The 13,510-nt window shown below is 53.1% G+C and carries 16 protein-coding genes; 7 read left to right on the forward strand and 9 right to left on the reverse strand.

Annotation, left to right across the window (positions count from 1 at the left end; translation table 11 throughout):
• Nucleotides 1-56 precede the first annotated feature (56 nt).
• Nucleotides 57-338: a DUF1161 domain-containing protein gene (locus tag RT644_RS01280; protein ID WP_249881997.1), complete on the reverse strand. Its 282-nt coding sequence runs from the start codon at nt 336-338 to the stop codon at nt 57-59.
• Nucleotides 339-424: 86 nt separating this feature from the next.
• Nucleotides 425-1,342, reverse strand: a complete 918-nt coding sequence (locus tag RT644_RS01285) for a LysR substrate-binding domain-containing protein (protein ID WP_313625161.1) — start codon at nt 1,340-1,342, stop codon at nt 425-427.
• Between the two features lie 109 nt (nt 1,343-1,451).
• On the opposite strand from RT644_RS01285, the gene RT644_RS01290 reads away from it, so the two are divergent.
• A complete protein-coding gene (locus tag RT644_RS01290; RefSeq protein ID WP_313625163.1) occupies nt 1,452-2,087 on the forward strand; it encodes a LysE family translocator in 636 nt (211 codons plus the stop codon).
• 79 nt (nt 2,088-2,166) lie between these two features.
• A complete protein-coding gene (locus RT644_RS01295; RefSeq protein WP_170956352.1) occupies nt 2,167-2,877 on the forward strand; it encodes a YnfC family lipoprotein in 711 nt (236 codons plus the stop codon).
• Between the two features lie 19 nt (nt 2,878-2,896).
• Here the strand turns inward: RT644_RS01295 and speG are convergent, their stop codons facing one another.
• Nucleotides 2,897-3,457, reverse strand: coding sequence for a spermidine N1-acetyltransferase (gene speG / locus RT644_RS01300; RefSeq protein WP_016496192.1), 561 nt, complete (start codon nt 3,455-3,457; stop codon nt 2,897-2,899).
• A 51-nt stretch (nt 3,458-3,508) separates the two neighbouring features.
• Nucleotides 3,509-3,847 (reverse strand): DUF1283 family protein, encoded by a 339-nt coding sequence (locus tag RT644_RS01305; RefSeq protein WP_016496191.1) that lies wholly within the window; start codon nt 3,845-3,847, stop codon nt 3,509-3,511.
• A gap of 148 nt (nt 3,848-3,995) precedes the next feature.
• Between RT644_RS01305 and RT644_RS01310 the strand changes: the two genes are divergently transcribed.
• Complete coding sequence (locus tag RT644_RS01310) at nt 3,996-4,322, forward strand: YnfA family protein (RefSeq protein ID WP_016496190.1); 327 nt, start codon at nt 3,996-3,998, stop codon at nt 4,320-4,322.
• Between the two features lie 544 nt (nt 4,323-4,866).
• Nucleotides 4,867-6,330: a fructuronate reductase gene (locus tag RT644_RS01315; protein ID WP_313625166.1), complete on the forward strand. Its 1,464-nt coding sequence runs from the start codon at nt 4,867-4,869 to the stop codon at nt 6,328-6,330.
• A 79-nt stretch (nt 6,331-6,409) separates the two neighbouring features.
• Here RT644_RS01315 and ydfZ read toward each other — a convergent pair whose 3' ends face one another.
• From ydfZ to ydfG, 3 genes are all read right to left on the reverse strand, one after another.
• A complete protein-coding gene (gene ydfZ, locus RT644_RS01320; protein WP_016496186.1) occupies nt 6,410-6,613 on the reverse strand; it encodes a putative selenium delivery protein YdfZ in 204 nt (67 codons plus the stop codon).
• 167 nt (nt 6,614-6,780) lie between these two features.
• The gene (locus RT644_RS01325) at nt 6,781-7,467 is read right to left on the reverse strand and encodes a GntR family transcriptional regulator (protein ID WP_016496185.1); all 687 of its coding nucleotides are present in this window, start codon (nt 7,465-7,467) and stop codon (nt 6,781-6,783) included.
• 89 nt (nt 7,468-7,556) lie between these two features.
• A complete protein-coding gene (ydfG, locus tag RT644_RS01330; protein WP_016496184.1) occupies nt 7,557-8,306 on the reverse strand; it encodes a bifunctional NADP-dependent 3-hydroxy acid dehydrogenase/3-hydroxypropionate dehydrogenase YdfG in 750 nt (249 codons plus the stop codon).
• Nucleotides 8,307-8,492: 186 nt separating this feature from the next.
• Between ydfG and dcp the strand changes: the two genes are divergently transcribed.
• The 3 genes from dcp to RT644_RS01345 all read left to right on the forward strand — a co-directional run bounded on the left by dcp (nt 8,493) and on the right by RT644_RS01345 (nt 11,678).
• On the forward strand, nt 8,493-10,538 hold the full coding sequence (gene dcp, locus RT644_RS01335; RefSeq protein ID WP_313625169.1) for a peptidyl-dipeptidase Dcp: 2,046 nt from the start codon (nt 8,493-8,495) through the stop codon (nt 10,536-10,538).
• 443 nt (nt 10,539-10,981) lie between these two features.
• The gene (locus RT644_RS01340) at nt 10,982-11,200 is read left to right on the forward strand and encodes a hypothetical protein (protein WP_007374905.1); all 219 of its coding nucleotides are present in this window, start codon (nt 10,982-10,984) and stop codon (nt 11,198-11,200) included.
• 49 nt (nt 11,201-11,249) lie between these two features.
• Nucleotides 11,250-11,678: a hypothetical protein gene (locus tag RT644_RS01345; protein ID WP_016496182.1), complete on the forward strand. Its 429-nt coding sequence runs from the start codon at nt 11,250-11,252 to the stop codon at nt 11,676-11,678.
• A gap of 597 nt (nt 11,679-12,275) precedes the next feature.
• On the opposite strand, the gene mgtS is transcribed toward RT644_RS01345, so the two are convergent.
• Both mgtS and ftrA read right to left on the reverse strand, forming a co-directional pair.
• Entirely contained in the window at nt 12,276-12,368 is a 93-nt protein-coding gene (mgtS, locus tag RT644_RS01350; RefSeq protein WP_016496180.1) for a protein MgtS, read from the reverse strand.
• 109 nt (nt 12,369-12,477) lie between these two features.
• Nucleotides 12,478-13,482 carry a transcriptional regulator FtrA gene (gene ftrA, locus RT644_RS01355; RefSeq protein WP_097406810.1) on the reverse strand — a complete coding sequence of 335 codons (1,005 nt, stop codon included), beginning with the start codon at nt 13,480-13,482 and terminating at the stop codon, nt 12,478-12,480.
• Nucleotides 13,483-13,510: the final 28 nt, after the last annotated feature.

Consider the following 13,510-nt stretch of genomic DNA (forward strand, 5'->3'; position numbering starts at 1 on the left):
AATCTTAAGCGTGATCAAGTTGAGGGAAATCCCCCTGAAATGAAGGGGGATTTTATTTACTGCGTACCGGCGCTTTCTTCGCTCTGCTGAGCGGCGCCGCTGTTGCGGGTGTAGAGAATTTTGTAGGTGTCATTGGCGCAATGACCGACGACCTGCGAACCTGCCTGGTCAGCCTGATCATTAGGCACGATGGTTAGCGTAAATCCCGTTTCCGGCACGCCATTATTGATAATACGTTGCTGAATATCGGTTTTAACCCGTTCGCATGAGTCCGGCGCGGCGAACGCCGGTACAGCACCCACCAGCAGTAATGCGCAAAGCCAACGTGAATAATGCATCCTCGTCTCCTTCTGTTTTACCCGCTCTAAGCTTAGCACCTGCGATGCCTGCAAAAGGTAAATATCTGAATCATCTGAATAAGCCGCTATCGCTGTTTTAATAGCTCCACCTCCGGCGGGAAATCGACCGGGACGGCGGTGAGCAGGAATTCGCCCAGACGGTCAATATTCTTTTTGCGCGGCGAATCTTTTGGCCACACCAGCCAGTAACTGTCGCCAGTGCTTATTGCTTGCGGAAAGGGCAGCGTTAGCTGATTTTGCGCCAGGGCGGGCAGGCTGAGCAGCAGATCGCCGACCGCCACGCCATGACCACCGATCGCCGCCTGGTAGGCTTGTTCCAGCGTGTCAAAAACCGCGCCGCCGCCAGGGGCGAGCGTGGGAAATAAACCGCTCCCGGCTTGCCAGCGCCGCCAGTCGCGGCGATCGCGCGAGGGATGGATCAAGGCGCAACTGCTCAAATCGCGTTGCGCCAGCGCTTTAAGCGCCGGGGCGCAGAGCGGGATCAACCACTCATCAAATAAGCGCAGGCTTTGCGTGTACTCACCAAAATGGCCGTTGCCCAGCAGAATGGCACAATCGAAGGGTTCGGTGCGGAAATCGACGATATCGATATCCATCCAGACACTACTGATCTCAATCTGCGGTGTGCTGTGCTGCTGGCGAAAGGCATTTAACACATCTAATAACCAGCGCATTGTCAGCGTCGACGGGGCTTTGAGCCGCAGCTGATGCTGGTGGCTGCGCAGTGTCTGGCAGGCATTTTCCAGTTGCAAAAAACCGTCCTGTAAACGAACAGCCAGCTGGCTTCCTGCGTCGGTCAGGGTAATTTTCGGGCCATGGCGCAGAAATAAACGACACCCAAACCACTCTTCAAGGGTACGAATATGGCGGCTTACCGCACCGGGGGTGACATTGAGAAAAAGGGCTGCCTGGCTAAATGATGCCATTTGCGCGGCAACGGTAAACGCCCGTAGTGCATAGAGTGGCGGCAGGTTTTGGTTCATTTGTTCGTTATCCATTGTGAGTTTTTTGCATAGCGAACGGCAGTTTAACTCGTTTTTCAGGCCCGCGCTTTCCGGTGATACTTCGTCAATAAATAAAAGGAGGGAGAGGATGGGATCACTGAATGTGGTGTTGCTGGGAACATACATCGGTGTGGTAGTGACGTTGCTGTCAACGCCCGGGCCGGTGGTGGCGCTGGTGTGCGCGGCGGCAGCGCGCGGCAACCACGCGCGCGCGTTTTTAACGCTGGCAGGCACTAATCTGGCCTCGCTGGTATTAATCGCACTGGCGGGGTTAACGTTGGCGGGCGTTGTCACGCTCTCGGGCTGGCTACTAAATCTGGTAGCAATGGCGGGTTCGCTCTTTATTGCGATTAGCGCTGTGCAGGCATTGCGCGCCATGCGGCGTGAAAAAGGCACGGGGATGACCCACAATAGCGGGCAGGGCGGGTTTGTTGCGGGATTTATGACGGCCATCGCTAACCCAAAGGATATTCTGTTTTTTATCGCTTTTTTCCCGCAGTTTACCGGCATTACCGGTGATTTCGCCGCCAGCATCACGTTGCTTACCGCCATCTGGGTAGTGCTGGATTTTAGTGTCTTAACGCTCTATATCCTGGCCGTTAAACGCTGGTTACCCGCGAGGCAAAGTGGGCGTTTTGCTACCTTCTCATCGTTGATTTTATTGCTAACAGGTGTGGGTGGCGCAGGCTATTCGCTGTTGTTACTCGCCAGCCACCAGGCATAGCCACAAAGAAGTCATTGCCCTAAGTTATAAAGCTTTTGCTAATATAAGCGCATTACAAAAGAAGAATGTGGTGAAACCATTGAAAAAACAGCTGTTACTTATCTCTCTGGCGGTGGCGCTTGCTGGATGCGATAAGCCGAAGGGACCCGTTTCATTCACGCCGGAAATGGCGAGCTTCTCGAATGAATTCGATTTTGATCCGCTGCGTGGCCCGGTTAAAGATTTCAGCCAGACGTTGCTTAACGATAAAGGTGAAGTCACGAAACGCGTTACCGGAACGATGTCGAAAGAGGGATGTTTCGATACGCTTGAACTGCACGATCTGGAAAATAACAGCGGCGTGTCGCTGGTGCTGGATGCCAACTATTATCTCGAGGCGGAATCGAAGGAAAAACGACTGCGTTTGCAGGGCAAGTGCCAACTGGCGGAGTTCCCGGCAGCGGGCGTGACCTGGGATACCGACGATAACGGATTTGTGGTTCGCGCAACGGGCAAGGAGATAGAGGTTAAATACCGCTATGACGATGAAGGGTATCCTCTGGGAAAAACCACGACATCGAAAGACGCGACGTTGTCTGTTGTGTCTACGCCTTCGAAAGATAAGCGCAAAAAGCTGGATTACACCTCTGTCAGCACGCTGAACGATAAGCCGCTGGGCAATGTGAAACAGGCCTGTGAATACGACAGCCATGATAACCCGGTGAGTTGCAGCCTGGAGATTGTGGACGAAAGTGTTACGCCACAGGTGTCGCACAAATACAGCATCAAAAACACCATCGAGTATTATTGATGCCGCTGACCACCGTGCTTTACTGCGCGGTGGGTTTCAGTAGCGTCGGGCCGCTTGTTTTGTGGTTTTCAAGATACTGCTGCTGGAAAATACACATGCGAATGGTGTTGCGGTACTCACCGTTAATAAAGAACTCATGGATTAATTCACCTTCGACCATAAATCCCAGCTTGCGATAAATGTGAATCGCTTTTTCGTTCTCTTTATCCACAATCAAATAGAGCTTGTACAGATTCAGTACCGTAAATCCGTAATCCATCGCCAGCTTCGCGGCTTTTGATGCCAGCCCTTTGCCCTGATATTCCGGGGAGATGATTATCTGAAACTCCGCACGGCGGTGAACGTGGTTAATTTCAACCAGCTCCACTAATCCGGCTTTTTCGCCATTGCACTCGACCACAAAACGGCGTTCGCTTTGATCGTGAATGTGCTTGTCATACAGGTCAGAAAGTTCAACGAAGGCTTCGTAGGGTTCTTCAAACCAGTAACGCATGACGCTGGCGTTGTTATCCAGTTGATGAACGAAGCGCAAATCTTCGCGCTCGAGCGGGCGCAGGCGGACGGTGTAAGCGTCACTCATGAAAAGTCCTTTTACGTAAGCGGAAATCGGGCGCGCGAGCGCCCGGGGCGGTTAACGAATTTGCTGTCCGGTGCGGCGATCCAGACAACGCAGGGTATTGGGTTCCCAGTAGGCGTTGAGGTTGCTACTTTTCTGGCATTTGTCCTGCGCATCAAACGCGACATCGGTTTTATCCCACTCTTTTTCCACGCGCTTGTTCACTTTGTTGCGCAGGCTGCGGGTGTCATTCCATTGCTCTTTTTCCATCGCTGCGGATTGGCGGCTTTGCGCGTTATCGCCGGATTCAATCACCAGACGATTGGTTTCGGCCAGTGCGGAGGTGGTGTACACGATGGCACCCAGCGTCAGCATTGCGGTGAGGCACAGGCGTTTGCTAAGTGTTTTAGTCATTGCGATTTCCTTAATTTGAGGGAGAAACAAGATGCCCATATCACTCTATTCTATGCGATCTCAGCCACACGGGATAGCCAGCCGGGACTCACTCTCAGAGCATTATCAGGTATGATAGTTCAACCAAGTTTGAATCAACGTGCCTCTGATGCTGAAAACCACACTCCTGTTCTTTGCCACCGCGCTGTGTGAAATTGTCGGTTGTTTTTTGCCCTGGTTATGGCTAAAACGCGGCGCTACGCCACTGTTACTTATTCCCGCGGCGTTCGCGTTGGCCATGTTCGTGTGGTTGTTAACGCTACATCCGGCGGCCAGTGGGCGCGTTTACGCGGCTTACGGCGGCGTGTATGTATGCACCGCGTTGATTTGGCTACGTGTGGTCGACGGCGTCAAACTCAGTGTTCACGACTGGCTTGGGGCGCTCATCGCCATGTGTGGGATGTTGATCATCGTGGCTGGCTGGGGACGTGCATAATGTACGCCGTTTTTGATACTCAGCGTGACAGCACCGTTGTTCGCATGCGGTCTTTGTTTCTCTCCTGATTTCATTCTGTTAGCACAGTTTAAATAACCGCTAAGGCAGCACCGGCGCGTGAAATCGCGTCAGGCGCGTAGAACTTCTGAAGAAAATGGGGCACGGCGACAGCGTTTGACCTGGCAGGAATGTCTTCAACATGCCCGGTTCAGTAAGGCTGTTTAAGATGATATCCGTCACCTGCAAAGGGATTCATTTACTCTTCGAACGCTTCAGAAATTGTTCGCGGGCGCGGCTATTTTTAAAACGCTTTTTGCCGTAATGCCGTAATGCCGTAATGCCGTAACGCCAGAACGCAAGCGCTATCGCTAATTTCATCTCCCACGCATTGCCTGAATCACAAAGGTAAATGTATTACGTTTTGACACATTTGGTTACCATTCTAGTTGGTGTAGTCCGCAAATCCTGTCGCAAATCATAGTCTGGTTTACCGCAGTCCGTAATCTATTGAACCACTGTTTCACTTAATAAGATGAGTCTCACCATGGAAAACAGGCTATTAACGGCGAAAGCCACGTTACCCACTTATGACCGTAACAAACTGGTTGCGCGCATTGTGCATCTCGGTTTTGGCGCGTTTCACCGCGCGCATCAGTCAGTTTATGCCGATATTCTTGCCGCAGAGCATGGCAGTGACTGGGGCTATTGCGAGGTCAATTTGATTGGCGGTGAGCAGCAAATTGCCGATCTCAAGCAGCAGGATAACCTCTATACCGTGGCGGAAATGTCTGCCGACGCGTGGACTGCGCGTGTGGTTGGCGTAGCAAAACGTGCGCTGCATGCTCAGGTGGATGGTCTGGAAACCGTGCTTGCCGCTATGTGCGAACCGCAGGTTGCCATTGTTTCGCTGACCATCACCGAGAAAGGCTATTGCCACTCTCCGGCGACCGGCAAATTGATGCTCGATCACCCGTTAATTGTCGGCGATCTGCAAAATCCGCAGCAGCCAAAATCGGCCGCGGGCGTGATAGTGGAAGCTCTGGCGCGCCGTAAAGCCGCCGGTTTACCGGCGTTCAGCGTGATGTCCTGCGACAACATGCCGGAAAACGGCCATGTCACCCGCAATGTGGTCTGCGCTTATGCACACGCGGTGAACGCAGAATTGGGCGACTGGATTGAAGCCAATGTGACATTCCCGTCAACCATGGTAGACAGAATTGTTCCGGCGGTGACTGCCGAAACGCTGGATAAAATCGAGCAATTGACCGGTGTGCGTGACCCCGCGGGTGTAGCTTGTGAGCCGTTCCGCCAGTGGGTGATTGAAGACAATTTCGTGGCGGGTCGTCCGGCGTGGGAAAAAGCAGGTGCCGAGCTGGTGGCAGATGTTGTGCCGTTTGAAGAGATGAAACTGCGCATGCTGAACGGCAGCCACTCCTTCCTGGCGTATCTGGGCTATCTGGCGGGTTATCAACATATTAATGAGTGCATGGAAGACGAGAATTACCGTCGCGCCGCGCACGCGTTGATGTTGAAAGAGCAGGCGCCAACGCTGAAAGTGCAGGGCGTGGATCTGGCGCATTACGCCGATCTGCTGATCGCCCGTTACAGCAATACCGCGCTGCGTCACCGTACCTGGCAGATCGCCATGGACGGTAGCCAGAAACTGCCGCAGCGTATGCTGGATTCTGTGCGCTGGCATTTAGTGCATCAGCGAGATTTCTCCCTGCTGGCGCTGGGGATTGCCGGCTGGATGCGCTATGTCGGCGGCGTCGACGAGCAGGGGCAAGCGATTGAAGTGTGTGATCCGTTGCTGACAGTGATCCAGAGCGCGGTTAACAGCAGCGCGCAAGGTGAAGCCCGCGTGCAGGCGTTGCTTGGCATTGAGGCGATTTTTGGCAATGAATTGCCGAAAGACGCGACCTTTGTGGCGCAGGTGAAAAAAGCCTATCTGACACTGCTGGAGAAAGGCGCGAAAGCCACGGTGGCGCAGTACGCTGCAACACTTTAACTGCGAGTCTTAACTCAACACAGAAACAGTGAATGCCGCCACGGCGGCATTCTTTTTTCACCACGCTTTTTTCAACCGATTAGTGCAAACCAAGACGAATCAGTTCAACCGGTTCGAATTTACCTTCACAGCCTTCCACTTCCACCGTTTTGCTACGGCGCACCTGCGCGGGGTTTAACCCCTCGGCGTGAATCGCGACGATTTTGCCGGTGCGGCCAGTGCCATTAATCATCACGCGCGTGCCGGTGGTGATAGCGTTACGGTTACGATCATACGTCATCATGGTGGTTTCTCCTTATTGAAATCCGCAAAACGAAACGGGGCAGAAGATGTCCCCGAAATGGACGCCTTATAAATACGCCCCTGAGCCAGTGATTTTTTGTTTTTGATCAAAGTCACACTTTTTTGCCGGAAAAAATGTGACCTGGCGGAGATAAGAAGGGGGAAGGATTACTCTTCGCTGAACCAGTCGCGGTTTTCCTGGCGAATAGTTTTTACTGACTCGCTGATTTCCTGCAAATGCAGCGTCATAGCGCGATCAACGGCGTCAGCATCGCGCTTTTCCAGCGCGGAGAAAATATCCATATGCTGGCGCAACAGCATCTCCGGCGGCGAAACATGATCAAGGCTCATATAGCGCACGCGGTCGATGGTCGCTTTAATATTTTCGATAGTGTCCCACGCTAACTGGCAGTCGGCGATAAGCGCCAGCTTCTGGTGGAAATTATCATCCAGCTCAAAAAAGTCATTCAGTTGTTTACGCTCAATCGCAGTGCGCTGCTGATTAAGGTTTTGCTCCAGCTGATAACAGGCGCTGTCATCAATCATCGTTGCGGCGCGGCGGGCGACGGCGCATTCAATGGCCTGGCGAACGAAGCAGCCGTTACGCACCTGCGTCATGGAGATCTTATTGACGTAGCTACCGCGTTGCGGGCGGATTTGGATCAGGCCGTTTTCAGCAAGCTTAATAAAAGCTTCGCGTACTGGCTGGCGTGACACGTCAAAGCGCACCGACACCTCTTTTTCAGACAACGGCGTGCCCGGTGGGATCAGGCAATGGACGATGTCCCGCCGTAAGATGCGGTAAATCTGTTGATTGACGGGCTGTGTAGGGTTGAGTTGCGTTTCAGCGGCCATTCGCTCTTACTTTTTAAGGGGTTAACCTGTCTACCATACCATTAATTTACCGTACATCCCATACCCGGCCCGCAGGCCGGGCGCGGAAATTACCCTTCGCGGTGGACGCTAAGACCAGCATATGTCTGGCTGACTGGCATCATTTCAAGGGTATTAATATTGACATGCTTCGGCAACGTGGCGACCCACCACACCGCTTCGGTAACGTCTTCCGGCGTCAGCGCTGTGGTGTTCTCGTAAGTTTTTCCGGCTTTTGCATCATCGCCTTTAAAGCGCACATTCGAAAACTCGGTGCCGCCCACCAGGCCCGGTTCGATATTAGTCACACGCACGGCGGTGCCGCTAAGATCGGTACGTAAGTTCAGGCTGAATTGCCGCACAAAGGCTTTGCTCGCGCCATAGACGTTACCGCCTGCATAGGGCCAGCTACCGGCGGTGGAACCGATATTGATAATGTGGCCGCGATTACGCTCAACCATGCCCGGCAGCACTGCGCGTGTCATATACACCAGACCTTTATTATTGGTGTCGATCATGGTTTCCCAGTCGTCGACATTCGCTTTATGTGCCGGTTCCAGACCCAACGCCAGGCCTGCGTTGTTAACCAGTACATCAATATCGCGCCACGCGGCAGGCAGAGCAGAAATAAACTCTTCAATCGCCGCGCGGTTACGCACGTCCAGTTGTGCGGTATAGAGGTTATCGCCCAGTTCGTCCTTCAGTTCCTGCAAACGTTCCTGACGACGACCTGTGGCAATCACTTTATGGCCGTTCTGAATAAAACGGCGTGTAATACCTTCGCCAAAACCCGCGGTTGCCCCGGTAACCAGAATAATCATCTCACTGTTCCTCAACGCATTTTGTGGTGTAGTGACATAGCATGCACCGCTTTATAGCGGTAACACAACTTATCCCGCATACAGTGTGGCAAAAAACGCCGGCTCATGTGCGAAAGCAGAGAAATGATTGCGATGCGCGTGGCGGATGCCTACTCTGAGAAGAATCACCGCATTCAGGAGCGAAATATGTCGGTCACTAATCCTTTCTTTTCTGCCAGCACACTGCCTTACCAGGCGCCGCCTTTTGACGTCATTAATCAGGAGCATTACCGCCCGGCGTTTGATGAAGGAGTACGGCAAAAACGCGCTGAAATCGCCACTATCACGCAAAATCCAGCGCCAGCGGATTTCGACAACACCCTGCTGGCGCTGGAGCGCAGCGGTGCGCTGCTCACCTATGTCACCAGCGTCTTTTTTGCCATGACATCGGCCCATACCAATGATTTTTTACAACAGCTCGATGAGGCGTTTTCTACCGAGCTTGCTGAACTGGCGAACGATATTTACCTCGACGACGCTCTGTTTGCCCGCGTGGAAGCGGTATGGAAGCAGCGCGACGCGCTCTCTCTGGACGCCGAATCTTTACGTCTGGTGGAAACCACCTATCAGCGCTTTATGCTGGCGGGCGCAACACTGAGTGCGCAGGACAAAGCGACGCTGAAAGCGCTGAACACCGAATCAGCCACCCTGACGAGCCAGTTTAACCAGCGGCTGCTGGCGGCGGATAAAGCCGGTGGGCTGGTGGTGGATTATGCTCATCAGCTTGATGGCCTGAGTGCAGAAGAGATTGCCATCGCTGCCGAGGCAGCAAAAGCCAAAGGGCTGGAAAATCGCTGGTTGTTGTCGTTGTTGAATACCACGCAGCAACCGGCGCTGGCGGCGTTGCGCGATCGCCAGACGCGTGAAAATCTGTTTAACGCGAGCTGGTTGCGTACGCAAAAAGGGGATGCCAACGACACCCGCGCTATTGTGTTGCGCCTTGTGCAGTTACGTGCGCAGCAGGCGAAACTCCTCGGATTTGCCGATTTTGCCAGCTGGAAGATTGCCGATCAGATGGCGGCAATGCCGCAGGCGGCGCTGGAGTTCATGCGAAATATCGCGCCCGCCGCGCGTGCCCGTGCTGAACGTGAGCTGGCTGATATCCAGCAGGTTATCGATACGCAACAGGGCGGTTTTACCGCGCAAGCCTGGGACTGGGCGTTCTATGCCGAGCAGGTGCGTCTGGCGAAATATTCACTGGATGAATCACAAATCAAACCGTACTTTGCGCTCAATACCGTGCTCACCGAAGGCGTTTTTTGGGCCGCGAGCCAGCTGTTTGGTCTTCGCTTTACTGAACGTTTTGATATTCCTGTCTATCATCCGGATGTTCGCGTATGGGAAATTTTTGACGCGGATGGCGCCGGATTAGCGTTGTTCTACGGTGATTATTTCGCCCGCGACTCAAAAAGTGGTGGCGCATGGATGGGCAATTTTGTCGAGCAGTCAACGCTCAACGGCACGCGGCCGGTGATTTACAACGTCTGTAATTACCAGAAACCCGCAGCCGGGCAGACGGCATTGCTTTCGTGGGATGACGTTATCACGCTGTTCCATGAATTTGGCCACACCCTGCACGGGCTGTTCGCCAGCCAGCGCTACGCCAGCCTCTCCGGCACCAATACGCCGCGTGATTTTGTCGAATTCCCGTCGCAAATCAATGAGCACTGGGCCAGCCAGCCGCAGGTGTTTACCCGCTATGCCCGCCACTACCAAAGCGGCGAGCCGATGCCGGAGCTACTTCGCGAGACGATGTTACGCGCCACGCAGTTTAATAAAGGTTACGACATGACCGAACTGTTGAGCGCAGCGCTGCTGGATATGAACTGGCATGCGCTGGCAGATGGTGAGAGCGTAAGCGATGTGGAGAGTTTTGAGGCACAAGCGCTGCGCAAAGAGCATCTCGATGTGGCAGCGGTTCCGCCGCGGTATCGCAGCAGTTATTTTGCCCATATTTTCGGCGGCGGTTATGCGGCGGGTTATTACGCTTATCTGTGGACACAAATGCTGGCAGACGATGGTTACCAGTGGTTTGTGGAGCAGGGCGGGCTAACGCGTGAAAACGGGCAGACGTTCCGTGAAGCGATTTTATCCCGTGGCAACAGCGAAGATCTTGCCGCACTTTACCGCCAGTGGCGCGGTCACGATCCTGAGATCGAACCGATGCTGAAAAACCGGGGATTGAGTGAATAGCGCAAGAAAATTGCTTTAAAAACTTACATAACCCGCCAGAGCATTGACCTGAATATGCCCGGCAAATAACGTGAACGTGGTGATGAATCCCCCTGCGCGGAGGGGCTACCAGTCATACCTTTTTGGGGTGAAAGCGAGTTCTGCGGGCTGGAGCAGACTCACCGGGAGGCACCCGGCATCACCGAAATCTGTATCGCCAGAGGCTTTTTTTCTTAAAGGCCTCTGGCGTTTTTCTTAAATCACCACGATTCAAATCCCTGTTTTTACCCACTTCATTTATTAAATTGCGGGCTGGTTCACACTTCCTGGCATAGCGTTATCCCTCTCATTAAGCCAAATTAAAGAACCTGATTTTACGGCTTAACATTCTGTGGCATTACGCAGGCATTGAGAAAGTGGCTGTGCTAATGTCGAGTGCTATTTAAGCAACTGAGGTAACCGACATGACCAAAAATGTAGTGGTAATACGCGCCGGTGGTAAGGTTGAAAACGTGACCGTGGAAGATAATGCAAAATCGGTCACGTTTAAAAATGAGCAAAGCTCTTTTCTTGAAATCCCAATTGAACCCTGGGAGCTTGACGGAGAAACCTTCCTCGTTGCCCGATTTTCTGACCTGGTCAGCCAGCAGGAAACTGAACAAGCCATCCGGAAATTCTATTGATCAACAACCGCCCGCGGGCGGTTTTTTCATGCGGTACGCGGAGGTGTAAATGGCAAATGAACGTGAAGTTTCAGAAACTGCCGCTCCCACAGTGAGCACTCAGGATAGCGCCTTATCCCATCTGGTTTCCTGTGCCAATCTCGGCGCGGGTATGGTGGTGACGCTGGTTGTTGGCGGCCAGGTGGTGGCGGGTGAGCTCGTATCCGGCCAGGAATATGCGTTATATACCGCGAAATCGATTCGATCTATTCAGGGGGATGACGCGTCGCTGAAAAATTCCATCGCGCTTTTCTTTGATGATCTGGCTAATGATTATCGCGTTGAAGAGGGACACGATATTCCGCTTAACTATTTACATATTAAAGATCCGTCGTGGATGACGGGAAATGGCGGTTGGACGAGCGTAAAAGGAACAATATTGCGCGTACATATTGCGAAAGTGAGCGGCTTTTCTTTAGGGAAAGCGAAAAACGCCTGAATAAAGGAAATTAAAAGGGCCTCAAATGAGGCCCTTCCTATAACACTTGTTTTGGCCACCGCCTTCTTCGTAGAACAGGTATACAGGATCTGGCTGTAAGCCTTGCGCCACAAACCGAGCAAATGGCCCCATGAGGCAAACGTTGACCCGGGCAGAATGTGGTAAATAAAAACTTCTGGCTGCTGCAAACCGGGCATTTAAATTTGATATTGGGGATAACCCCTCCGGTCTGTGAAATGGTGATCCGACGTTATCACAAACTTTATACGCCGGAAGATATATCTTCTGTAATTTCAATAGCAAAAGAGCACTCCCCGCAGAAAAACGTTTCGATGAAACCCGTTTCAGCCATGACGCGAGCGCCGCGCGTTCAGCACTTGTTTAGGTTTTATTGAGGAAGGCAATGCTAGATTGGTTGGCAGTCCGCTAACCCGTCGTTTAAGTTAGCGCGTAGAAAAACAGCTATCTATCCATGCAAGCATTGGCCGCCTTTTAAGGGCGGTTTTTTTTTGCCTGTTTGCGCAAAGCGTACAAAAAGAAATGGCCCCTTACGTTTTTCCGCAAGGGGCCATATCGGCGGGGGATTATCAGTGATCATCAGTCATCCCATTTGTGGCTGAAATAAGCAGCAAGGAACCCGGAAAAAACAATAATGCCCAGTACTGCGATAAAAACATGCATATTTGCCATGGTGTCAACTCTCCATTTAATTAACCAACTTGCCTCTCTTACCTTAATTGGTGGCCGCGATGGAGAAAGAATAGCCTGCTTAACCTCAATAAAAGATGAATAGCGTGAATTATTTCGCCACGGCGCTAAATTTTTTGCGGTATGCCGCCGGGGATATTCCACGCTGCTGCTGAAAATGGTGGCGCAGTGATGCCGCAGTCGCGAATCCGCTGTGCCCGGCAATCAGCTCAATACTCATCCGTGAATGAATGAGTAAATCTTCAGCCCGGCGTAATCGCTCCTGCAAAATCCAGCGGGCGGGGGTGGTTCCTGTTGATTCTTCGAAACGGCGTAAAAACGTACGCGGGCTCATGCCCGTTTGTTTCGCCAGTGACGCTACCGTGTGGCTGCCTGCCAGATGTTGATGAAGGAAATCGAACAACTGTCCTAACTGGCGGCTCTCGCGCGTGCGGGCGACCGGGCGTTGAAGCTGCTGGGTTTGTGAGCCATCCCGGTGCGGCTGCACCACCAGCCGCCGGGCGACATTATTCGCGACCTCAATACCAAAGTCCTCGCGCACGACGTGCAGGCATAAATCGATCCCCGCCGCGCTGCCCGCCGAAGTCATCACATTTCCTTCATCGTAATAGAGAGCGTCATCCAGCACGATAATCGCCGGGTAGGCTTCCCGCAGCATGTCGGTATAGCGCCAGTGGGTGGTGGCCTTGCGACCATTAAGCAACCCGGCCGCCGCCAGCACAAACACCCCGGAACAGATAGAGATCACCCGGCAGCCGCGCTGCCAGGCTTGATACAGCGCGCTGCATAATGCAGGCGGAACAGGCACCTGGGCACCGCGCCAGCCCGGAACCACAATGGTGTCCGCTTGCGCAAGCAGTTCCAGCCCGCCTGCCGCCATCACGCGGATACCGCCTGTGGCGCGCAGTTCGCCCTCATCCACGGCGGCAACGGTAAACGTATACCAGTTATCGCCAAGCTCCGGGCGCGGCAGACCGAAAATCTCCACCGCGACGCCAAATTCAAAAGTGCAAAGCCCATCATAGGCCAGCGCGACTACGCGGTGGCGGGCAGGGGTGTGTCGTGAAGTTGTCATTATCCTGGTGTTATCTGGCATAGAAGGGGGCAGTGAGTTAGTCCTGTGT

The sequence above is a fragment of the Kosakonia sp. genome (assembly GCF_032104925.1).
Classification (GTDB): Bacteria; Pseudomonadota; Gammaproteobacteria; order Enterobacterales; family Enterobacteriaceae; genus Kosakonia.

Bases quoted from the DNA above. Each gene is read 5' to 3' on its own strand.
- mgtS (WP_016496180.1), bottom strand. From the start codon at position 12,368: ATGGCAAATATGCATGTTTTTATCGCAGTACTGGGCATTATTGTTTTT.
- ydfG (WP_016496184.1), bottom strand. From the start codon at position 8,306: ATGATTATTCTGGTTACCGGGGCAACCGCGGGTTTTGGCGAAGGTATT.
- RT644_RS01305 (WP_016496191.1), bottom strand. From the start codon at position 3,847: ATGACTAAAACACTTAGCAAACGCCTGTGCCTCACCGCAATGCTGACG.
- RT644_RS01285 (WP_313625161.1), bottom strand. From the start codon at position 1,342: ATGAACCAAAACCTGCCGCCACTCTATGCACTACGGGCGTTTACCGTT.
- ftrA (WP_097406810.1), bottom strand. From the start codon at position 13,482: ATGCCAGATAACACCAGGATAATGACAACTTCACGACACACCCCTGCC.
- RT644_RS01325 (WP_016496185.1), bottom strand. From the start codon at position 7,467: ATGGCCGCTGAAACGCAACTCAACCCTACACAGCCCGTCAATCAACAG.
- RT644_RS01290 (WP_313625163.1), top strand. From the start codon at position 1,452: ATGGGATCACTGAATGTGGTGTTGCTGGGAACATACATCGGTGTGGTA.
- RT644_RS01280 (WP_249881997.1), bottom strand. From the start codon at position 338: ATGCATTATTCACGTTGGCTTTGCGCATTACTGCTGGTGGGTGCTGTA.
- RT644_RS01340 (WP_007374905.1), top strand. From the start codon at position 10,982: ATGACCAAAAATGTAGTGGTAATACGCGCCGGTGGTAAGGTTGAAAAC.
- dcp (WP_313625169.1), top strand. From the start codon at position 8,493: ATGTCGGTCACTAATCCTTTCTTTTCTGCCAGCACACTGCCTTACCAG.
- speG (WP_016496192.1), bottom strand. From the start codon at position 3,457: ATGAGTGACGCTTACACCGTCCGCCTGCGCCCGCTCGAGCGCGAAGAT.
- RT644_RS01310 (WP_016496190.1), top strand. From the start codon at position 3,996: ATGCTGAAAACCACACTCCTGTTCTTTGCCACCGCGCTGTGTGAAATT.
- RT644_RS01345 (WP_016496182.1), top strand. From the start codon at position 11,250: ATGGCAAATGAACGTGAAGTTTCAGAAACTGCCGCTCCCACAGTGAGC.
- RT644_RS01315 (WP_313625166.1), top strand. From the start codon at position 4,867: ATGGAAAACAGGCTATTAACGGCGAAAGCCACGTTACCCACTTATGAC.
- ydfZ (WP_016496186.1), bottom strand. From the start codon at position 6,613: ATGATGACGTATGATCGTAACCGTAACGCTATCACCACCGGCACGCGC.